Origin of the sequence: Streptomyces sp. NPDC007945 (assembly GCF_042958885.1) — a bacterium.
In the GTDB taxonomy this organism is placed as follows: domain Bacteria; phylum Actinomycetota; class Actinomycetes; order Streptomycetales; family Streptomycetaceae; genus Streptomyces.
In genome coordinates this window covers 502,994-523,739 of sequence record NZ_JBIBJV010000004.1, presented here as the reverse complement: position 1 = coordinate 523,739, position 20,746 = coordinate 502,994, and the positions used below count along the sequence as shown (strand labels likewise).

General features: G+C 73.9%; 17 protein-coding genes. 6 read left to right on the top strand and 11 right to left on the bottom strand.

Going from position 1 to position 20,746, the window contains the following annotated elements:
- Positions 1–87: 87 nt before the first annotated feature.
- Positions 88–522 carry a VOC family protein gene (locus ACFZCF_RS16495; protein WP_391286996.1) on the bottom strand — a complete coding sequence of 145 codons (435 nt, stop codon included), beginning with the start codon at positions 520–522 and terminating at the stop codon, positions 88–90.
- 600 nt (positions 523–1,122) lie between these two features.
- On the opposite strand from ACFZCF_RS16495, the gene ACFZCF_RS16490 reads away from it, so the two are divergent.
- Positions 1,123–4,500, top strand: a complete 3,378-nt coding sequence (locus tag ACFZCF_RS16490; protein WP_391286995.1) for a S8 family serine peptidase — start codon at positions 1,123–1,125, stop codon at positions 4,498–4,500.
- 90 nt (positions 4,501–4,590) lie between these two features.
- On the opposite strand, the gene ACFZCF_RS16485 is transcribed toward ACFZCF_RS16490, so the two are convergent.
- Positions 4,591–5,508 (bottom strand): pirin family protein, encoded by a 918-nt coding sequence (locus ACFZCF_RS16485; RefSeq protein ID WP_391286994.1) that lies wholly within the window; start codon positions 5,506–5,508, stop codon positions 4,591–4,593.
- 170 nt (positions 5,509–5,678) lie between these two features.
- On the opposite strand from ACFZCF_RS16485, the gene ACFZCF_RS16480 reads away from it, so the two are divergent.
- Positions 5,679–7,814, top strand: a complete 2,136-nt coding sequence (locus tag ACFZCF_RS16480; RefSeq protein WP_391286993.1) for a SpoIIE family protein phosphatase — start codon at positions 5,679–5,681, stop codon at positions 7,812–7,814.
- A 94-nt stretch (positions 7,815–7,908) separates the two neighbouring features.
- On the opposite strand, the gene ACFZCF_RS16475 is transcribed toward ACFZCF_RS16480, so the two are convergent.
- The 5 genes from ACFZCF_RS16475 to ACFZCF_RS16455 all read right to left on the bottom strand — a co-directional run bounded on the left by ACFZCF_RS16475 (position 7,909) and on the right by ACFZCF_RS16455 (position 11,390).
- Positions 7,909–8,319 (bottom strand): hypothetical protein, encoded by a 411-nt coding sequence (locus tag ACFZCF_RS16475; RefSeq protein WP_388449403.1) that lies wholly within the window; start codon positions 8,317–8,319, stop codon positions 7,909–7,911.
- A gap of 16 nt (positions 8,320–8,335) precedes the next feature.
- Positions 8,336–8,866, bottom strand: coding sequence for an ATP-binding protein (locus tag ACFZCF_RS16470; protein ID WP_388449327.1), 531 nt, complete (start codon positions 8,864–8,866; stop codon positions 8,336–8,338).
- Between the two features lie 147 nt (positions 8,867–9,013).
- Positions 9,014–9,844: a DUF1206 domain-containing protein gene (locus ACFZCF_RS16465; protein WP_388449328.1), complete on the bottom strand. Its 831-nt coding sequence runs from the start codon at positions 9,842–9,844 to the stop codon at positions 9,014–9,016.
- 108 nt (positions 9,845–9,952) lie between these two features.
- Positions 9,953–10,276, bottom strand: coding sequence for a DUF1232 domain-containing protein (locus tag ACFZCF_RS16460; RefSeq protein WP_391286992.1), 324 nt, complete (start codon positions 10,274–10,276; stop codon positions 9,953–9,955).
- A 46-nt stretch (positions 10,277–10,322) separates the two neighbouring features.
- Positions 10,323–11,390, bottom strand: a complete 1,068-nt coding sequence (locus ACFZCF_RS16455; protein ID WP_391286991.1) for an RICIN domain-containing protein — start codon at positions 11,388–11,390, stop codon at positions 10,323–10,325.
- A 518-nt stretch (positions 11,391–11,908) separates the two neighbouring features.
- On the opposite strand from ACFZCF_RS16455, the gene ACFZCF_RS16450 reads away from it, so the two are divergent.
- Positions 11,909–12,478, top strand: coding sequence for a phosphodiesterase (locus ACFZCF_RS16450; RefSeq protein ID WP_391286990.1), 570 nt, complete (start codon positions 11,909–11,911; stop codon positions 12,476–12,478).
- Positions 12,479–12,525: 47 nt separating this feature from the next.
- Here the strand turns inward: ACFZCF_RS16450 and ACFZCF_RS16445 are convergent, their stop codons facing one another.
- The 4 genes from ACFZCF_RS16445 to ACFZCF_RS16430 form a co-directional block, all read right to left on the bottom strand.
- Positions 12,526–13,053 (bottom strand): metallophosphoesterase family protein, encoded by a 528-nt coding sequence (locus tag ACFZCF_RS16445; protein ID WP_388449331.1) that lies wholly within the window; start codon positions 13,051–13,053, stop codon positions 12,526–12,528.
- Positions 13,054–13,056: 3 nt separating this feature from the next.
- Positions 13,057–13,227 (bottom strand): hypothetical protein, encoded by a 171-nt coding sequence (locus ACFZCF_RS16440; RefSeq protein ID WP_388449332.1) that lies wholly within the window; start codon positions 13,225–13,227, stop codon positions 13,057–13,059.
- 155 nt (positions 13,228–13,382) lie between these two features.
- Entirely contained in the window at positions 13,383–14,738 is a 1,356-nt protein-coding gene (locus tag ACFZCF_RS16435) for an amino acid permease (protein ID WP_391286989.1), read from the bottom strand.
- 129 nt (positions 14,739–14,867) lie between these two features.
- Positions 14,868–16,304, bottom strand: coding sequence for an erythromycin esterase family protein (locus ACFZCF_RS16430; RefSeq protein WP_391286988.1), 1,437 nt, complete (start codon positions 16,302–16,304; stop codon positions 14,868–14,870).
- A 246-nt stretch (positions 16,305–16,550) separates the two neighbouring features.
- On the opposite strand from ACFZCF_RS16430, the gene ACFZCF_RS16425 reads away from it, so the two are divergent.
- The 3 genes from ACFZCF_RS16425 (at position 16,551) to ACFZCF_RS16415 (ending at position 20,718) form a co-directional block, all read left to right on the top strand.
- The gene (locus ACFZCF_RS16425; RefSeq protein WP_391286987.1) at positions 16,551–17,366 is read left to right on the top strand and encodes a trypsin-like serine protease; all 816 of its coding nucleotides are present in this window, start codon (positions 16,551–16,553) and stop codon (positions 17,364–17,366) included.
- A 283-nt stretch (positions 17,367–17,649) separates the two neighbouring features.
- Complete coding sequence (locus ACFZCF_RS16420; protein WP_391286986.1) at positions 17,650–18,849, top strand: alpha/beta hydrolase; 1,200 nt, start codon at positions 17,650–17,652, stop codon at positions 18,847–18,849.
- Positions 18,850–19,023: 174 nt separating this feature from the next.
- Entirely contained in the window at positions 19,024–20,718 is a 1,695-nt protein-coding gene (locus ACFZCF_RS16415; protein ID WP_391286985.1) for an alkaline phosphatase D family protein, read from the top strand.
- Positions 20,719–20,746: the final 28 nt, after the last annotated feature.

The following is a 20,746-nucleotide window of genomic DNA, read 5'->3' as shown; positions in this document are numbered from 1 at the left end:
CGGTAATGACCGTGGCGCCCGCGCGGGCGGGTGTTCACCGAGGGCAGACCGCGGCCTGTCTCCCCGCTTCCCCCTCTCGGAGGAGAATCAGCAGAGGCAGAACTCGTTGCCCTCGATGTCCTGCATCGTGATGCAGGACTCGTTGACGCCGTCGGCGCGCTGCGTCAGCACGTGCTTCGCGCCGAGTGCCATCAGGCGTGCGCATTCGGCCTCGAGGGTGGCAAGGCGCTCGTCCCCCACGAGGTCGGTGCCGACCCGCACATCGAGGTGCACGCGGTTCTTGACGACCTTGCCTTCGGGGACGCGCTGGAAGAGCAAGCGGGGGCCCGCACCCGAGGGGTCGGTGCACCCGAAGTAGATCTCGTCCTCGGGCGGCAGCGAGCGGTGGTACTCCTCCCACGTGGCGAAGCCCTCGGGGACGTCCGTCGGCACGACGTACCCCAGTACCTCGCACCAGAAGGCGGCGAGGCGCGCAGGCTCGGCGCAGTCGAAGGTCACTTGGAACTGTCTGATCGTTGACATCGGCGCACGATAGCAGGGGCCTTGTTCGTCTCCCCAGGTCGGGAGGCCCGCACGTGCTCGGGAGGGACGCCCGCCACCCGCTGTCGCGTCGTGCGGTCGACGGCGTCGACCGAGGTCGATGCCGACGGGCCGCGACGGCCGATGCCGCCACGTGCGAACGCGGGCGCCGCCCGCACCGGGAGGGGAGGCCGTTCCGCACCCGCGGTCGCTCGCCCCGGCCACGTCGCCGGGTCGGCCGAGGGCCGGGCTCTCGTGGCCCTGATACGGCCAATCGGAAAGGGTGGCTCCGGCCCGGGCGGCGCCGGAGGCGGAAAACCCCGCCGTACCTGGGGCGCCGGCACCCGCGTCGGGGCCGCTGTCGCGCAGCCATCGCACGGGGGTCACACGGTTGTCACAGACCTGTCGTCACCCCATCTCACTCGCACCCTCCGGCGTGGCCGAAAACCATGTACTCCAACGCCCCTCTCCCCCAACGGCGTTGATCACCACGCCGATGACCTCGGATACTGCGCTGACCGACCGCGAGCGCCGTTCGCGCCGCTGGCCGGATTCCACCATTCGACCTCATCCCAAGCTCCTGGGGGAGACTTGCGCGCACCCGTGCAGAAAGCACGCGCCTTCACGATCGCGGCGGCCACCTCGGTGGCTCTCGTGGCCGGCATGACCGGCCCGGCCATCGCGACCACCCCGACCGTTCCGCGCACCTCGGACGCCTCCGCTCCGCACCGGGCCCGGGTCGGCGGTGACCAGCGGATCCCGCTCGTCACCGGCGACCGGGTGGTGGTGGACGCCGAGGGCCGGATGGTGCGGTTCGAAGCCGCTCCCGGCCGCGAGCGCATACCCGTCGAGGTGCGGCGCACCGGCGACCGCACCCTCGTGGTGCCGGCCGACGCGCGGTCCCTGATCGCGGACGGCCGGCTCGACCAGCGGCTCTTCGACCTCTCCGTACTCACCGACCCCCGGCTGCGGGCGAGCCACCGCTCCGGGCTGAACCTCATCGTCCGGTACGACGGGAACGCCACCCCCGCGCGGGCGTCGCTCCGCGCGGCCGGGGACACCGAGGTGCGCCGCACCTTCCCGACGCTCGGCGCCGACGCCCTGACGGCCTCTCAGGACGACCTGGCCCGGGTGTGGGAGGCGCTGACCGACCGGCGGGCGAGCGGCGCCCGGGTCGCCGCGGCCGGCATCGGCACGGTATGGCTGGACGGGGTGCGGGGCGCGAGCCTCGACCGCAGCGTCCGTCAGATCGGCGCCGACCGGGCCTGGGAGTCCGGCTACGACGGCACCGGCGTGCGGATCGCGGTCCTCGACACCGGCGTCGACAAGACCCATGAGGACCTGCGGACCCGGGTCGTCGGCGAGAAGAACTTCTCCGCCTCCGCCGACGCGGTGGACCGCGTCGGCCACGGCACCCACGTCGCCTCGATCGCGGCCGGCACCGGCGCGCGGTCGGGCGGTCGGTTCAAGGGCGTGGCCCCGGGCGCCGAGGTGCTCAGCGGGAAGGTCCTCGACGACCAGGGGTACGGCGACGACTCCGCGGTCCTCGCGGGCATGGAATGGGCGGTCGCCGAGGGCGCCGACGTGGTCAACCTCAGCCTCGGCAGCCCGGACAGCCCCGGTGTCGACCCGCTGGAGGCGGCGATCGACCGGCTCTCCGCTGAGAAGGGGGTCCTCTTCGCCGTCGCCGCAGGCAACGACGGCGAGGCCGGTGCCTCCACGGTCGGGTCGCCCGGCAGCGCGGACGCCGCGCTGACCGTCGGCGCCGTCGACCACGACGACCGGCTCGCCCCCTTCTCCGGCACCGGTCCGCGCCTCGGCGACGGCGCCGTCAAGCCGGACCTGACCGCGCCCGGTGTCGCCATCACGGCCGCCGCCGCGCCGGGCAGCGCGATCGACACCCGGCCCGGCACCCCGCACCCGGCGCCGGGTTACCTCCAGATCGACGGCACCTCGATGGCGACCCCGCACGTGGCCGGCGCGGCCGCGCTCCTGAAGCAGCGGCACCCCGACTGGTCGGCCGCCGAACTCAAGGGCGCGCTGACCGGGTCCGCCGAGGGCGGCGCCGGACTCACCGCCTTCCAGCAGGGCACCGGCCGCGTCCAGGTCGACCGGGCGCTGGCCGGGACCGTGATCCCCAGCCCCGTGTCGCTGAACTTCGGCACGGCCCGGTGGCCGCACGCCGACGACGAGCCGGTCACCCGCAAGGTCGGCTACCGCAACCTCGGGACCACCGACGTCACCCTCGACCTGTCGGTCTCCGGCCTGGACCCGGCGGGCCGGCCCGCCCCGGAGGGCTTCTTCACGCTCGGCGCCTCCCGGGTCACCGTGCCGGCCGGCGGGACCGCGGAGGTCGAGCTCGTCGCCGACACCCGCGTGGGCGGGATCGACGGCACCTTCACCGGGTACGTCACCGCCACGGGTGCGGGCGGGTCGGTGCGCACGGCCGCGGTGGCCGTGCGGGAGGCGGAGTCGTACGACCTCACCGTCCGCACGCTCGGCCGCGACGGCTCCGACGCCCGGGACTTCGCCAACACCCTGACCGGCGTCGCCGGGCCGGCGGCGGGTTTCCAGACCCGGATCGACAACGAGCCGGGCAGCCACACGCTCCGGGTGCCCAAGGGGTCGTACACCCTCAACACCGCCGTCTACGAGGACCCTTCGGACTACGCCAAGGGCACCGACTGGATCGCGCAGCCGAAGCTCGACGTCTCCGGTGACACCTCCGTCACGGTCGACGCGCGCACCACGAAGCCCGTGGAGCTGACGGTGCCGGGGATGGACCGGGCGGATTACGCGGGCACCTACTACGAGCGGGACACCGAGATCGGGCGGGTCGGCAACGGCTGGGTGCTGCGCGGCTTCGACGGGTTCAGGACCGCCCACCAGGGCCCGGCCGTCACCGACGGCTCGCTGCTCCAGACCTGGGACGCGCACTTCCTCAAGGACGCCACCAGCCAGTACGCGGTGGCCTTCGGGGGGAAGGCGGAGACGGTCGCGACCGGTTACGCCCGGCACGTGAAGTCGGAGGAGTTCGCCACCCTGAAGGTGGAGCTCGGGGCGTCCGCGCCCGGCAAGTCCGCGCTCGCCTCCCCGTACGCCCACCTGCCGGGGGCGCCCGAGGGCAACGGCTTCTCCGCCCCGCAGCCGGCGCCCGGCGCCCGCACCTTCCACGTCTCCACGGCGGACGGCGTGCGCTGGCTGACCCGGTTCAACCAGCTGGGCGCGCCCGACGAGTGGGGCTACCCGGCTCTGGAGGGCAGCTACGAGATGGCCGCGCCGAAGCGGTACGAGGCCGGCCGGACGTACGGCGAGCGGTTCAACTCCGGCGTCTTCGGTCCGCTTCTGGGCGAGGGCACGGGGGTCTTCCGTACGGCGCCCGATCCGGCGACGGGCGAGCAGCGGCTCGTCGGCGCGGTGCCGCTGCTGGCCGACGGCCGGGGCCACCTGGGCTCCACCCGCTACTCGTCGACCACGACGACGCTGTACCGCGACGGCGAGAAGGTCGCATCGAACGAGGACCCGCTGAGCGGCACGGAGCCCTTCGTGGTCGACGGCGCCGACGCCGCGTACCGCCTCGTCACCTCGGTGGAGCGGCCGGCGGAGGTCGCCGGCGTGTCCACCCGGGTCGAGACCTCGTTCGCGTTCCGGTCGAAGCAGGTCGCGGAGACCACGTCGCTGCCGGTGTCCACGGTCCGCTTCGCGGCGCCGGTGGACCTGGAGACGCGGGCTCCGGAGCGGGTCTGGGCCTCGGTCCCCGTGACCGTGCAGGGATCGGCGGCCGGGAAGAACCTCAAGTCCCTGACGGTGAAGACCAGTTACGACGAGGGGAAGACGTGGCAGGCCGTGCCGGTCGTCGGCGGCCGGATCCTCGTGAGGAACCCGGCGAAGGGCGCGGGGATCGCGCTCGCCGCCGAGGTCACGGACCGGCAGGGCAACACGTCCACGCTGTCGATCCGCAACGCGTGGATCGGGAGGTGACGACCGCCGGTTGAGGGTCGGCCCCGTCGAGCCGGCGTCACCGCCCGGGGCGGTGGCGCCGGCTCGGCGCGCGTGGCGCGGTCGGGTCCGTCAGCGCGGGTTGCGGCGCGGCTTGAGGGGCGTGGTGGGAAGTTCGGGGGCGGGAAGGCGGTCGCCGGGGTAGCCCGGGACGGCGCCGAAGCGGTCGGAGGCGTTCGCCCAGTCCTCGCGGGCCTGCCGGATCTCGGCGTCGGTGCGGGCGATGAAGTTCCACCACATCACGATCTCCTCGTCGAAGGGCGGGCCGCCGAGGAGGACCGCGCGCGCCCGGTGCGGTGCGGTGTTGGTGATGGTGAGGGCGGCGCGGCCGGGGGCGGTGTAGCCGAGTTCGGCGGGGCGGAGGGGGATGCCGTCCAGGGTGAGGTCGCCCTCGTCGACGAGGAGGCCGTGCTCGAACGCGGGGTCCACGGCGAGGGTCACGGTGGCGCCCGGGTCGAGGAGGAGTTCGGCGCCGAGGAGCGGGGTGAAGGTGGGGACCGGGGAGGTGTCGCCGGCGAGGGTGCCGAGGAAGACGCGGAGTTCGGCGCCGTCGAGGCGGACCGGGCGGGGCGCGTGGTGGGTGAAGTCGCGCGGGGTGTCGCGGTGGGCCTCGGGGAGCGCGACCCAGAGCTGCACGCCGTGCAGGACGGTGGTGTCCGGGGTGGAGACCTCGGAGTGGGCGATGCCGTGGCCGCCGGTCATGAGGTTGATCTCGCCGGGGCGCACGGCGGCGTGGCTGCCGAGGCTGTCGCGGTGCTCGATCTCGCCGCTGAACAGCCAGCTCACGGTCTGGAGTCCGATGTGCGGATGGGGTGCGACGTCCATGCCGCCGGTCTCGGCGACCGGGTCGGGGCCGTAGTGGTCGGCGAAGCACCAGGCGCCGATCAGGGTACGGGCCCGCTGCGGCAGCGTGCGTCGTACGGTCATGGCGCGTGGACCGCCCAGCGGGACGTCCCGGGGCGTGAGGATCTCGACCTTGGTGTCGCCCATCGCCGACCCCTCCTCCAATTTAGTTAGTGATTCAACTATTGTCGGTGACAGTTCCCGCCTCCGCAAGTCCATGATCCATCCCGGCCGGGCAGGCCGGTCCACCGGTCCGCCGGCGAGGCCCCGCGGGCGCGCCCCCCGCACGTGATCGCGCCTCTTTCCCCGACCCCGTAATGTCTTGTCCTGTGGGTGATGCCGGCGTCACGTCTGCGGAATGGGCCTCTCTGGAACAGACGCTCAGCGGCACCGTGCGGCGCACGGGGGCCGTGGCGGCGGGCGTGTACCTGCTGTCCCCGGGCGAGCCGGTGCTGGGGCTGACGGCGCTGTGCGGGCTGCCGACGAGGACGGTGGCGCCGTGGTGGAGGGTGGCGGTGTCGGCCGCCGGTCCGTTGTCCGAGGCGGTGCGGGAGGACCGCCTCGTGTGGGTGGGACGGCAGGAGGACATGGCCCGGCTGTACCCGAACGCGGCGGCCGGACTGCCCTACCAGTTCGCGCTGGCCTTCGCTCCCCTGCACGGAGCCCGCCGGTGGGGCGCCCTGGCGCTGATGTGGCCCCAGAGCCACCCGCCCTCGCTGACCCGGCGCGAGCGCGGACACATCCTGTCCACCGCCAACCGGATCACCCGGCTCCTGGACCGGTCCCCCACCGCCTGGAGCATCCCCGCGGAACCGCGCGCCGTGCCCGTGCTGGGGTACGGCCGGGACCCGGCGCGGACCGGGCTCGCCGCCGACGACCTGCTGCAGCGGCTCCCGGTCGGCGCCCTCGGCTTCGACCTGCAGGGCCGGATCACCTACCTCAACGACGCGGCGGCCCGGCTGCTCGGCCGCAGCGCCGACAGCCTCCTCGGCACGCTGCCGTGGCAGGCCGTGCCCTGGCTCGACGCACCGGTCCACGAGGACCACTACCGCGCCGCCCTCTTCGGCCGCGAGCCCGTCGGCTACACCGCGCCGGGGCCGGACGACCGCTGGTTCGACATCCGGCTCTACCCCGGTGACAGCGGCATCACCGCATTCCTCTCCCCCAGCCTCCGCGAGCCGTCGGCCGACGCTCCGCCGCCGCGTGTCACCACGGCTCCGGACCCCTCTCCGCAGGCCCCCGACACAGGGCGGATCCACCAGCTGCTCCACCTGGCGGCCGCGCTGAGCCAGACGGTCACCGTGGCCGACGTCGTCGACACGGTGGCCGACCAGATCCTGCCCGCCTTCGAGGCCCAGGGCATGGTCGTCTCCGCCGCCGACGCCGGCCGGCTGAAGATCATCGGGCACCGCGGCTACGATCCGCGCACCATCGCCCGTCTGAACGGCCTGCCCGTCGACACCGACGTCACCCCCGTCGGGCGCGTCCTGCGCAGTGGTGTCCCGGCCTTCTACGCGGACCCCGCCGACATGACCGCCACCCACCCGCGGGCTCCCGCGCTCAGCGGCAAACAGGCCTGGGCGTTCCTGCCCCTGATGGTGTCCGAGCGCCGCGTCGGCTGCTGCATCCTGTCCTACGACCACCCCCACCCCTTCGGTGCGAGCGACCGCGCCGTCCTGGTGTCCCTGGCCGGGCTCATCGCCCAGGCCATGGACAGGGCCCTGCTGTACGACGCCAAGCACGACCTGGCCCACGGGCTGCAGCAGGCCCTTCTGCCGGCCGCCCTGCCGACCGTCCCCCGCCTCGACGTCACCGCGCGCTACCTGCCGGCCAGCCGCGGCGTCGACATCGGCGGCGACTTCTACGACCTGATCCGCCTCGGCGACACCGCGGCCGCCGCGGTCATCGGAGACGTGCAGGGCCACAACATCAAGGCCGCGGCCCTCATGGGCCAGGTCCGCACCGCCGTCCGCGCCACCGCCGGAGCCGGACCCGGTGAGGTCCTCGCCCGCGTCAACCGCGTCCTGATGGACCTGGAGACCGACCTGTTCGTCTCCTGCCTGTACGTGCACATCGACCTGGCCGAAGGATGGCTGCTCCTCGCCAGCGCGGGGCACCCGCCCCCGCTCCTGTACTCCCCCGGCACCGCCGCGCGCGCCGTCGCGCTCCGGGTGGAGCCCGGGCCCCTCCTCGGCGTCCACGCGTGCACCGAAGCCGACTACCCCCGCACCACCGCTCCCCTTCCCGCCGGGGCCCTCCTCGCCCTCTACACCGACGGTCTGGTGGAAACCCCCGACACCGACATCACCGACTCCATCGCCGCACTCACCCGTCAGCTCGCCCGGAGCGCCGCCCTGCCCCTCGACGACCTGGCCGACGGACTCCTCCACCACGCCGGCCTCCGGCACACCCGCACGGACGACACCGCCTTGCTCCTCCTGCGCGGCCACTGAGCGAGGAGGACCGCTGTGCGCCGAGCCAACGAGCCGCGCGGCGACACGTCGGCGGCACCGGGAAGCGCGGGACACCGCCCCTCCGACCGTGGGGTCAGACGGTGGCGATGCGGGCGAGGGTGCCGCGGAGAAGCCGGACCGCGTCCTCGGCCTCGACGTACTGCTCGTGGGTCGGCTGGACCGCTCCGAAGGTGAGTCCGTCGCCGGAGGGCAGGGCGCGCCAGTGCAGGATCGGGTTGAGTGCGGTCACGGACGCCCCCAGGAACCACGCCAGGCGTCCGTGGACGTGGGCGAGGGCGATGGCCAGGGAGGCGAGGGCCTCGCGCAGGTGGGCCAGCCGGTCGACCTCGGGCAAGGTCTGCTGGGCCTCCGGGGCGCCGACAGCGGCGTACAGCTCGGTGGCGGCCTTCTCGGCGACGGTGCGGTCGGCCGGGGTCGGGACCCAGGTCTGATGACGCAGCTGCCGCTCGGCCTCTTCCGCCAGCTCCTCGATGACCGTCCGCATCTCCACGCTCGGCACCCTAGTGGCCGTGGCCGGGCGAGTCGAGCGCACGGGTTGCCCCTGTTTCGCCTTTGTGCTGCGGCACGGGGTCGACGGGTGCGCCGGGGATGCCGTCGGCGAGGGCGACCACCGCGGTGACGCGCTTGCCGACCGGTTCGCGGTGCACGGCGAAGCTCTGGCCGAGAGCCATCACGATCTCCAGCCCGTGCCGGCCGATGCGGGTCGGGTCAGGGCCGTGGACGGCCGGGAGGGCGGGGTTGCTGTCCCACACGCTCACCTCGACGGCGCCACCGACGACCTCCAGGGTCAGCAGGCAGGGGCCCGGTGCGTGCTTGCGGGCGTTGGTGACCAGTTCGCTCACCACCAGCTCCACCGCGCCCGCCGCGTCCTCGGACACCGCGAGGCCGTGCCCCGTCCGCGCGTCGGCGAGGAAGGCACGGGCCAGCTCGCGAGCGACGGCGATGTCCTCGCTGCCCTCGAAAAGACCCGACACCGACAGGACGTCCGTCATCAGCGGCCGTCCCTCCACACCGCCAGCTGTCGTCAGCATCCTTGCCCTCTCCTCGCGCCGTACTCTCTGCGCGGCCCGTCTACCCGCGAAACGCGACCTCACACCGAACCCCCGCCCCATTTCGCGAGCGCTCCGAATCGTCCCGTGGGCACCGAGAGAGACGCGGGCGAGGGACCAAGGGCGAGCTCAGACGTCGCGCCACTTGGTCTGGCCGAAGGAGAAGAGGCCGAAGAGGACGAGTGCGAGGGCCACGGCGACCAGGAGCCACGGTCCCGCGGGGGTCTGGGCGAAGGAGCGGATGGTGTCGTCCATGCCCTTGGACTCCTTCGGGTCGAAGGTGACCGCCGCCTTCAGGCCGAAGTAGCCGACGGCGCCGAAGACGAGCCCGCGGCCCACTCCCCCGGCGATGCCCGTCACGTCCATGAACCGCCGCTGGTGCTGCGACATCCGGTCCCACGTGAGGTGCTTGCGGTACGAGCGCAGTGCCGCCCGGCCCGCGATCCACAGGCCCGCGCCGAGGAATCCCGCGGCCACGGCGCCCACCCACCACTGGCCGCCGGGCAGCGCGAGAAGGCGCCCGGTGATGTCCTGGCTCTGCCGGTCGGTGGACCCGGCGCCGCTGCTCCGGTCGCCGGCCGCGAAGGCGAGGACGAGGAAGGACGAGACTCCGTAGAAGACGAACCGCGCGCCGGACAGGAGGCGTTTGCCCGCGCCGTCGCCCTTGGGTCCCGCCGAGCCGAACAGCGCCTCGGAGAGCCGCCAGACCGCCATCCCGGCGAGTCCGACGCCGAGCGCCCACAGCAGGACGGCCCCGAAGGGCGTCGCGGCGACCTCGGTGAGGGCCCCGCCGCGGTCGGCCTGCTCGTTCGTGCCGGTCAGGCCGATGCGTACGGCCAGGACCCCGACGAGCAGGTACAGCACACCGCGCGCGGCGAAACCCACGCGGGCGCCCGTGCGTACGACGTCTCCCCTGGCCGCTCGCCTCGCGGCGGTCCACGACGAACCGGCGGTGGTCATGTCGGCCCCCCTTCCTCACCTTCGTCCAGACCCCTCGCATGCCCCGGCGGCGCGCTTCGAATCAGGCGGCGCGGGCCGCCACGGCCTTCGACTCCCTCCGGCAGGCCGTCAGCCACCCCTCTTGCCGAGGAGGTCCGGCGTCTCCGTCGGGGCCTTCGGCAGGGCCCCGCTCCTCGCGGCCGCCGCGTGCAGCGCCCGCAGCGCGACCAGGAGCACGCCGATGTCGTCCAGGTAGACCGGGTCCGGTACGAGGTCGACCGGGGAGATCGTGTAGACCACGGCCGCCCAGTACAGGGCCTTCGATCTCAGAGGGATACCGGCGTCCAGGAGCAGCTTGCGGGCGCGGAACACACGGACGAGCAGAACGGCCGCGGTGCCTGCCGCGGCGAGCGCGAGCACCGCCGCCACGGTGAGCCAGAGGGTGTTGTCCATTCCTCCCTCCTACCCCGTGACGCCCCGTCCGCGCCGAGCCGTGCGCTCAGGGCGCGATGGTCCACCGCTGGCCCTCGGAGCCGTCGCACGTCCACACCCCGAGCTTCTTGTAGTCCTCGTGGTAGGTCAGACAGTCCTGGTCGCTGATCCTGATCTGGTAGGCGGCGCCGCCGAGGGGAAGGACCTCCCACTTCTGTGTGGTGCTCCCCTTCCAGGTGCCGATCTGGGCGTAGTAGGTGCTGGTGTTCATGGTGAGGGCCGGGCCGTGGCCGTTGGCGATCTCGTACCGCCCGTCGCCGGCGTCCTTGAAGGTCCACTGGCCGCCCGTGGTGCCGAGCGTGCCCGCGACGACGGAGGAACCGGAGGCGCTGTTCGTCGCGACGGCCCCGAGCGAGTTGACGGTCCTCAACCGCACGGGGACGCCGACCGGCGGGCGCTCGGATTCCGTCAGGGGCGCCTCCGGTCCGCTGTGGGAACGGAAGGCCGGCGGAGTGCCGGGGTGGGCGGGCACGCCCGGGATGGGGGTGACGCCGCCGGGGGCCGGGGTCTCGCCCTTGGGGACGCCCGGAGTGGTGGGCGCCAGTGTGGGGCGGAAGTCGACGGTAGAACCGTTGCGGTCCCACAGGCCGTAGAAGCCCCAGTTGATCCAGCCGCCGTCACCGTGGTTGGTGAAGCTGCCACCGCCGGAGAAGATCCAGATGCGGAAGGTCTGGTCCTCGCGCGAGTTCGGGGAGCTGTACTCGACGTCGCCCTGGAACGCCACGTCGCGGAGGTTCTCCGTGTAGTGGTTGTAGAACCACGGGTCCCCGAAGGCGTTCTTGCCCTTGATGTCGAAGATCATGATGTTGTAGTTGCCGCCGGTGTAGTCCGTCAGCATCTGCAGCAGTTCCTTGACGAAGTTCTCCCGGTCGAGCGTCTTCGCCTCGCTGCTCTCCTTGACCGCCAGGATGCACCACGTCAGCGTGCCCGACCCGTACGACCCCGGCACGACCGTGTCCTCCGGCTTGCAGTTGTCCGCGGCGCCGTCCGCCCAGGCGGGCTGCGCCACCGCTCCGACCAACAGGGCGCTCGCACACGCGGCGGCGGCCACGACAGTGCCCTTGTGCTTCTTCACCAGCAGACTCCTCGGGACGGGACGCGAAAGATCGGCAGTCGCTCCCCATCCTCGGCAGCGCCCCTAACGTCCTGCTGATGATCCACTTACGCGCCCGGCGCCGGGGCCTTCGTGGCGACGGCCGGCGCCTCCCTGGAGGACGCGCACCGCTCTCGTGTCGGTGGCGGCAGGAGGGGTAGACGCCCCGGACACGAGCGCGCGAGGAAGCGAGCGCGCAAGGAGGCGAAGAGGATGCCCGTTCACGCCGAGGTGTACCGACGGTCAGGGGTTCGTGGCTCCGGCGGCGCTTCCGGTCCGGCACGGGGCGGGTGGTGGCGTTGACGGCTCCTCGCCCCTCTCGTCCGGCACCGGCGCCCTCTCTTCAGGCGCTGGCGCGCGGGCTGGCACGACGCCGGGGCCGGCGGCCCGCTCTGCATCCGGACGGTGTCGTCCTGTCCGGAGTGCTCGACGTCCTGCCGGTCGGTCACCGGCCCTGGGGCGTGGCATGGCTGGACTCGCCAGGGCGGTACGACGTCACCGTGCGCTGGTCGAGGGCGGCCGGGCTGCCCGGGCGATTGCCCGACGGGCTGGGGCTGGCGCTGAAGGTACGGGACGCCGGGGGCCCCGACCGGCCACTGGACCTGCTGCTCACCTCAAGCGGCAGCGGTTCCCTCACACGGCACCTGCCGCTGCCGCGTACGGACGCCCTCGCCGGTCCCTACTCCTCACTGAGCGGCTACCGCTTCCCCGACCGGGTACGGGTGGTCGCGGCGTTCCCCGCCGAACCCGGCCGCGGGCTTCCCGTACGGCCGTCCGAGCTCGCTGCGGCGTTGGCCCGACGCCCGGCACGCTTCCGGCTCTGCGCCGCGGCGCGCGGCGAACCGTGGCGGCCGTTCGCCGTCCTCTCGGTGCACCCCGCACGTCCCGTCCCCGCGCCGGACACGGTGGCCTTCGACCCGTATGCCGCGAGTCTCGCGGACCTGCCGCCCACCGACCGTCTCCGTACCGTACGCGAGGCCGCCTACGCCGGATCCCGCCAAGGCCGCGGAGCCGAGACGCCACCGCGGGAAGGCCGACCGACGCACGACGCGGAGGCGCGCGACGGTTGAACGGCAGGACCGTCTCGCTCGGGCGGGCAGCCCGTGAGGGGAGAAGGTCAGCGCGCGGGCAGGCGGTGCAACACGAGCTCGTCGAGCGTGCCGTCCGCCACCACGCAGGTCATGAACGTGCGGTGGGGCTGACGTCTGCGGTCCGTCGGCGATCCCGGGTTGAGGAGGCGGAGCCCGCCGGGCGCCTCCGAGTCCCAGGGGATGTGGCTGTGGCCGAAGACCAGGACGTCGAGGTCCGGGTAGAGCGCGGCGCACCGGGCCTCCCGGCCGCGTGCCGGCCCCGTCTCGTGAACGACGCCGAACCGCAGGCCGCCGAGCTCGGCGCGGGCCACTTCCGGGAGCCGCGCGCGCAGGTCCGGGCCGTCGTTGTTGCCGAACACACCGATCAGGCGGGGTGCGCGCCGTTCCAGGAGGTCGAGCGTGGCCGCGTCGACCCAGTCGCCGGCGTGGAGGACGACGTCCGCCCGGTCCGTCTCGCGCAGCAGCTCGTCGGGCAGCCGCCTCGCGCGGAGGGGCACGTGGGTGTCCGAGACGAGCAGCAGCCGGACGGGGCGGCGGCTCGGCGTCCTTGCCACGCCTCAGCCCTCGGTCGCGTCCTCGGAGCCGGCCTCGTCGTCCTCGTCCGTCCTCTCGCCCTCCGCCTGTGAGGGCGTCGTACGGGGCGCTTCCGGGGATTCGGGGGTGGGCGGTCCATCGGTCGTCTCGGGCTCGCGTTCGCCCTCGGCCTGGGACGGTGTCTGCTCGCTCATGGACGGTCCTCCGTGTCGGTCGGCGGTGGCGGCGGGTCCGGGTGACCGGATCCCGATGGCTGTCCCTGGTGACTCGCCGCCCCCACGAGTACCCAGGTCGCTGCGCCGCACTCCTCGCGCAGGCGGTGAGCGGTGGGCCCCCGGGGCGGGGCCGGTCAGCGGACGGGGGCGCGGTCGGCCCGGTCGTCCGTGGTCCGTCGTCCCCGGCGCCGCAGCATGAGGACGCCGAGGCCGGCGCCCACGCCCATCAGCACCAGCCCGCGCACCCAGACTCCGGCCTCGATCTGCGTCGCCAGGACGACGCACGACAGGGCGCCGAGTACGGGCACGACCGTGGGGGCGCGGAAGTGGCCAGTGGGGGCGGACCCGTCACGCCGCAGGACCAGGACCGCGGTGTTCACGATGAAGAAGACGACCAGCAGGAGCAGCACCAGGGTGCCCGCCAGGACGTCGACCTCGCCGGTCGCGGCGAGGAAGGCGGACACGACGGTGGTCGCGGCGATCGCGGCCCAGGGGGTGCGCCGGTTCGGGAGGACGCGGGTGAGGAACGCGGGAAGGAGGCCTTCCCTGGCCATCCCGTACGCGAGCCGGGAACTCATGATCCCGGTGAGGAGGGCTCCGTTGGCCACCGCGACCAGCGCGATGAACGCGAACAGCCGCGGCGGTACCCCTCCGGCCGCTCGCACCACTTCCAGGAGGGGACCGTCGGACGTGGCCAGGGTGGCCGTGGGCACGGCGGCCGAGGCCGCCGCGCCGACGGCGGCGTACATGAGCCCCGCGGTGGCGAGCGCTCCGAAGAGGGCCCGCGGGTAGGAGCGTGCGGGGTCGAGGGTCTCTTCGGCGACGTTCACGGAGGTCTCGAAGCCCACGAAGGAGTAGTAGGCGAGTACCGCTCCCGCCAGCACGGCCGCCGTGGGCGAGGCTGATTCCGTCCCGAGCTGCGTCAGCCTGCCCAGGTCGCCGTCGCCCCGGAGGACGATCCACGCGCCGAGTCCCACGATGAGCAGCAGACCGCCCGTCTCGACCAGGGTGGCGACGGTGTTCAAGCGGGTGGACTCACGGATGCCGCGCGCGTTCAGCAGTGCCAGGAGGACGAGGAAGACCACGGCGACGAGGACCACCGGCACGGACACGAGGGCGGCGAGGTAGTCGCCGGCGAAGCCCCGGGCGAGCGCCGCGACCGACACGATGCCCGCGGCCAGCATGCAGTATCCGGCGAAGAACCCCACGGCGGGCCCGTAGGCGCGCGTGGCGTAGTGGGAGGCGCCGCCGGCCTTCGGGTACTTCGTCGCCAGCTCGGCGTACGAGGCGGCGGTGAGGAGCGCCAGGAGCAGCGCGCACGTGAGCGGCACCCACACGGCGCCGCCCGACTTGGCGGCGACCTCCCCGATCAGTACGTACACGCCGGCGCCGAGGACGTCACCGAGGATGAAGAAGTACAGCAGGCGCGTGGTGAGGACCTGGCGGAGCGGCTGAGGCGCGCCGACGGCGTCCGCGGGGCGGGAAGGCATGAGATCTCGTCTGTTCTGTTCGTGCGGGCGGGGGCGTGCGTCGTCCCCCTCGGGACAGGGATCTCTTGACCGCGCGGCACAGGGGCAAACGGGGTTTTCCGCGGAGATGCGGTGCCACGCCGGTCGGGGTCAGTCGTTCGGGTGCCGGGGTTCGGGTGCGAGCTCGTCGGCGGCCCGGACGTTGTGGAGGTGGACGAGGACGTCGTAGGCCCGGCCGAGGGCCAGGGAGGGCAGGGGGTGCGGGGTGAAGGTCGAGCCCGCGTCGTAGACGGGTCGGGCGCGGTCGAGCCAGGCGCGGGCCGCGGCGGGGGCGGTCCGCAGGTCGAGGTAGAAGTCCCGGTGGCGGACCTGGTCCAGAGTGTGCTCGTTCATCCCGGGGACGGCCGCCGGGACGGTCACCGGCTTCCAGGCACCGTCGAGGGAGGTGTCCTTGGTGAGGAAGGAGCCGGCGGCGAAGGTGAAGCCGATCGCGGCGTAGTCGCGGCCCAGGCGTTCGCGCAGCACGGCGCCCTGGGTCACCGGGTACATGTCCGGGTGGGTCGAGAGGTGGCCGACGTGGCCGTTGTGCGCCGACAGCAGGATCTTGTCGCCGGTCTGGCGCTGCCACCACAGCACGTTGTCGGCCATGGCCCGGTCGCGCAGCCGCTCGGCGGTGGTGACCGAGGCCGGGTCGGCGAGGTCGACGGTGGCGAAGGCGAAGGTCTGCGCGATGTTCCTGGCGTGCTGCACCGTCCACGCGTAGGCGTCGCCCTCGGCGTGCCGGTGCGCGGCGACGAGGTCGAAGGCCTCCTGGGCCCGTGCGGCGTTCGCCTCGCGCTCGGCGACGGGCTTGCGCAGGTAGGCGAACACGTCGTCGAAGGGGCGCAGGCCGGCGTACAGCTCGGTGAGCCGGGGCAGGGCCTCCGGACGGGTCTGCCGGACGGAGGCCAGCAAGCGCTCGAAGACGGGGTCGCCCAGCTTCGGCGCCCCCAGGTCGTCCCCCATGAAGTGCACCGGGCGGTCGGGGTGGCGGCGGTTGTGCTCGCGCATCCAGCCGATCAGGCTGACGAACTCCTCGCGTTCCCAGGGGGATCCGGCCAGTGCCTCCCGGGCGATCTGCCGCGGGTCCCCGGGGCCGCCCTGGAGGTACTCGTCGATCCTGAGCCCGGCCGACCAGCTCATCTCCAGGGCGAAGGCGGTGAAGCCCCGCTCTTCGACGAGGTACCGGAAGACACGTTCCTTCATGGCGAAGAACTCGTGCGAGCCGTGCGTGGCCTCCCCCAGGCCCACCACCTTCGCGTCCCCGACCATCCGGCCCAAGGCCCGGAGGTCGGCGGTCCGGCCGCCGGGATCCGTCGACCGCAGCGGGTGCGCGGCCCGTTCCAGGGAGCGCAGGACGGCCGCGTCCCCGCCCCTTGCCGCGGGACCGGCCGCCGCCGGGGGGGCCGAGGAGGGCGGTGCGACGCGTGCGGGCGGCGGCGCATGTGACGCGGCGTGGGTCGTGGTGGTGCTCAGCATCGTGGCGGCGATGCCTCCCGCGAGGGCGAGCACCGCTCGCCGTCCGGTCGTCTTCCTGTACCCGTGCATGTCGCGTCTCTCCTCGCCTGGGGCGGTTGTCCGCCGATGGAGTGATCTTCGTGGACGGTGCCGACGGGCCGCGCTGGGGTGATCCACCGGTTTCCTCCGGGAGCGCCCCCGGTGCCGGCCGGGGGCTGCCCCGACGCCGGCCGGGGGATGTCCCCACGGAAGTCGGGCGGGTGTCCGGATGGCCCGGTGGATCTTGGAACGAGCAGGGTGGACGGACACGTCCCGGACCCCTTCGGAAGGTTTCTCATGTTCGGTTCTCAAGCGATCGGCCGCCGCGTGGCGCGCGTCGTGGCCGTCGGCGCGCTCGCCACCACGATGTGCGCCGTGATGACGGCCGGCAGCGCCTCGGCGATCGTCGGCGGAAGGGAGGCCACGGAGCGCTACCCGTTCATGGCGGTGATCCCGGAGTCGGCGCCCGCACAGGGGGTGCACGACGGCGTCTGCGGGGCGTCGCTGATCGATCCCCGGTGGGTGCTGACGGCGGCCCACTGTGTGCGGGGGGACGGCCTGATCCTGGAGGGCACCGTCCGCGTCGGCGGCGACACGCGGAAGTCCGGGGGGACGGTCCGGGCCATCGAGCGCACCGTCGTCCATCCCGGCTACGCGAACGGCGACGGAACGGGCCCCAACCGCCACGACATCGCGCTGGTGCGCCTGGATCGTCCCGTCACCGAGGAGCCGATCCGGATCGCGGAGCGGGCCGGACGACCCGGAACCCCGACCCGGATCCTCGGCTTCGGGACCACCGTCGACACCGGGCTGGTCTTCGCGGACCGGTTGCGGGAGCTCGACACGCGCAGGGGGGCCGCGGCCGAGTGCGCCCCCGGTTACGCGGCCGGGAACCGGCTGTGCACCATCAGCCGAGTGCCCGGCGCCATGGCGTGCTTCGGGGACTCCGGCGGGCCGCAGCTCCAGAAGGGCCGGGCGGGGCGGTGGGAGCTCGTCGGGGTCACGTCCGGTCCCGGGGCGCCCGGCGTCGCCTGTTCGGCCGGGCCCGGTCTGTACGCCGCCGCGCCCTCCTACGCCGAGTGGATACGGAAGACGCTCAGGCACCACGCCTGACCACCGAGCCCCTGGGAACGGGGGTCCGCGCGGAGCCCCCGAGTGCGTGCCCGCCAGGCCCGTGAGGCCGGGAGCCCGGGGGCGCCCGGCCTTCAGGGGTCGGGCGCCCCTGGGCGTCGGAGCGCCCGGTCCCCGAGCCTCCGCCGTCCCGGAAGTTCCTGTTCTCGGACACCGTGGCGAGCAACCTCGGGCCCGATTCGACGATCTTGCGTCATGACGTCATGGTCCGGCGCTCGGCAACCCCCTGTCGGCGCCGTCCCTCCCCCCTTACGGAGATCGTCTCTTGCGGATATCCCGTCCCGCCTCGAACCCCCGCCGCCGCCTGGTACGGACGTGCGCGCTCGCCACGACCACGGCGGCCCTCCTCCTGCCCCAGGCCATCGCCGGGACCCCGGCGTCCGCCGCTCCCCTCGGCACCTCCTTCCCGGAGGCCGCGCGGGGCGTCGGCACCGTCACCTACGACCTGGGCGACCGGGCCTACCGGCTGCCGGACACCGGGGAACCGGTCGAGATGGCCGCCGTCGTGCACTATCCGAAAGACCTCGGCGCCTCGCCCCGGCCCCTCGTCGTCCTGCTGCACGGCTGGCACGAGACCTGCGCCGACAGGACGGCGGAGGCGGCCCGGGAGGCCGCCGAACAGGCCGGTGACTGGGACGCCTACGCCGCCGCGAACCAGAAGCTGTTCAGCTGGCCCTGCGCACCCGGCACGAGCCCCCTCCCCAACGAGCGCGGCTACGACTACCTGGGCACGAGGCTCGCCGCCCGCGGCTACATCGTGGTGTCCGTCCGCGCCAACGGCATCAACGCCTCGTCCGTGTGGGGCGACCGGAACGCCTCCGCGCGGGCCGACCTGATCAACAAGCACCTCGCCCTGTGGCAGAAGCTGGACGCCTCGGGCCGCGGCGGCCTCGACGGCGCGTTCCGCGACGCGGTCACGGGCAAGCCGCGGAACGTCGACTTCAGACACCGCGTCGACCTGGGCAACGTCGGCACCCTGGGCCATTCGCGCGGCGGGGCGGGCGTGACGTGGCACGCGTCGGACCGCCACAGGGGCCAGTGGCCCGCCGGCGTCACGGTCCGAGCCGCCCTGGCCCTGGCCCCCGCCTACAACGTCATGACCGAGGACGCGGCCGCGTACGGGATCACCCGGACGCCCCTGGCCGTGGTGCGCGGCACCTGCGACGGGCAGGTCGGGCGCGAAGCGCTCTCCTTCGCCGCCGACGCGGCCGCCGGGAGCAAGGCCGGCTTCCACTCGTTCGAGATGCCCGGCGCGAACCACAACTTCTTCAACACGCAGTGGTCACCGGCCGGCGGCCAGGTCGCGGCCCGCGACGACGCCGCCCACGACGCCTCCCGGCCCGGTGCGTGCACGGAGCCCGGTGGCTCCGTCTACGAGACCCAGCTGACTGAGGAGGCCCAGCGCCGCGGCGGCGCGGCCTTCGTCGACGCCTTCTTCCGGAAGTACCTCACCGGCGGCAGGTGACACGGGACCCGGGCCGCCGACCCGCGGTCCCGGCGCTCCCGGCCCCGGTTCCCGCCCGTGCCGAACTCCGCACGGGCGGGAACCGGCTGGGACGGCGGCGCTGATTCCGGCGCGGTCGAGTAGCGTACGGAGGGACGGTTCCATACCGCGCGGGGCACGGGAAGGGGGCTCGCGGTGGCCGGTCTGAGGCTGGGTCCAGTCCTGCGGCACGTGGACTGGGAGTCGGGCACGAAGGCGACGGTGTGGGTCGAGACCGACCGGGCGTGCACCGCGGAGGTCCGGTGTCCGGGCGGCGCCGGCGGTTCCACGCCCACGTTCCGCGTCGCCGGCCACCACTACGCGCTGGTGGTCGTGACCGGGCTCGCCCCCGGGACGGTCACCCCGTACGAGGTGCTGCTCGACGGCGAGCGGGTGTGGCCCCTCGCGGACTCCTCCCAGCCGGCCAGCACCATCCGCACGCCCCCGGTCCCGGCGGCCGACGTGGTCGTCGCCTTCGGGTCGTGCCGGTGGGCGGCGCCTGCCGCGGGCAAGTCCGATCCGGTGGGCCCCGATGTCCTCGACACCCTCTCGGCCCGGCTCGCCGCCGACCCGGACGCCGAGCGCCCGGACGTTCTCGTCCTCCTGGGCGACCAGGTGTACGCGGACGAGACGTCCGCCGACACCCGTGCCTGGATCGCCCGGCACCGGCAGGCGAGTGGCACCGGCTCCGCCGCCCCGCCGGACCAGGTCGCGGACTACGAGGAGTACACCCGCCTCTACGACGAGTCCTGGGGCGATCCCGAGCTGCGCTGGCTGCTGTCGACCGTGCCCAGTTGCATGATCTTCGACGACCACGACGTCATCGACGACTGGAACACCAGTGCCGCCTGGGTCGCGGACATGCGGGCGACGGCCTGGTGGCACGAGCGGATCACCGGCGGCCTCATGTCGTACTGGGTCTACCAGCACCTCGGGAACCTCTCCCCCGCCGAGCTGGAGGAGGACGAACTGTACGCGGCGGTCCGGGCGGCCGACGACGGCACGGAGGTGCTGCGCGCCTTCGCCGAGCGTGCCGACGCCGATCCGGCGACGGTGCGCTGGAGCTACCGCAGGGACTTCGGCCGCACCCGGCTCCTGATGGTGGACACCCGGGCCGCGCGGGTGCTGGAGGAGCGGCGCCGGGCGATGCTGGACGCCGAGGAGGCCGCCTGGCTGCGGGCTCAGGCGCTCGACGGCCTCGGGGACGTGGACCACCTGCTGGTCGGGACCTCGCTGCCGTGGCTGCTGCCGCCGATGGTCCACTTCGCGGAGGGTTGGCACGCGGCGCTCTGCCGGGGCGAACACGGGCCGCGCTGGGCGCGGTTCGGCGAGTGGCTGCGCCGACGGGCGGACCTGGAGCACTGGGCGGCGTTCACCTCGTCGTTCGAGAGGCTGACGGAGACGGTCGCCCGGGTGGGGAGGGCCGACGAGGCCCCGGCGACGGTGTGCGTGCTCTCCGGGGACGTCCACCACGCGTACGTGGCGGAGCCCGTCTGGACCTCCGGGCGGCAGCCGCGCTCGCGCGTCTTCCAGTTCACCTGCTCACCGCTGCACAACTCGGTGCCCGCGGCGATGCGGGTCGCGTTCCGTTTCGGTTGGAGCCGGTTCGCCAAGGGGATCGGGCACCTCTTGGCCCGCCACGGGCGGGTCGCGAGGCCGGCGGTGCGGTGGGAGCGCACCGGCGGGCCGTGGTTCGGCAACCAGTTGATGACGCTGACCCTGCGGGGGCGCACGGCGCGGCTCCGGCTGGAGAAGGCCTCCGCGGGTGGGCGGCGGGAGCGGCGCGGGACCGACCGCGCGGGAGCGCGGCTCACCGGCGTCCTCGACCGGAGTCTCACGGACGCGAGCTGACACCCCGGCGGGCGCGTCTCTTCGGCGG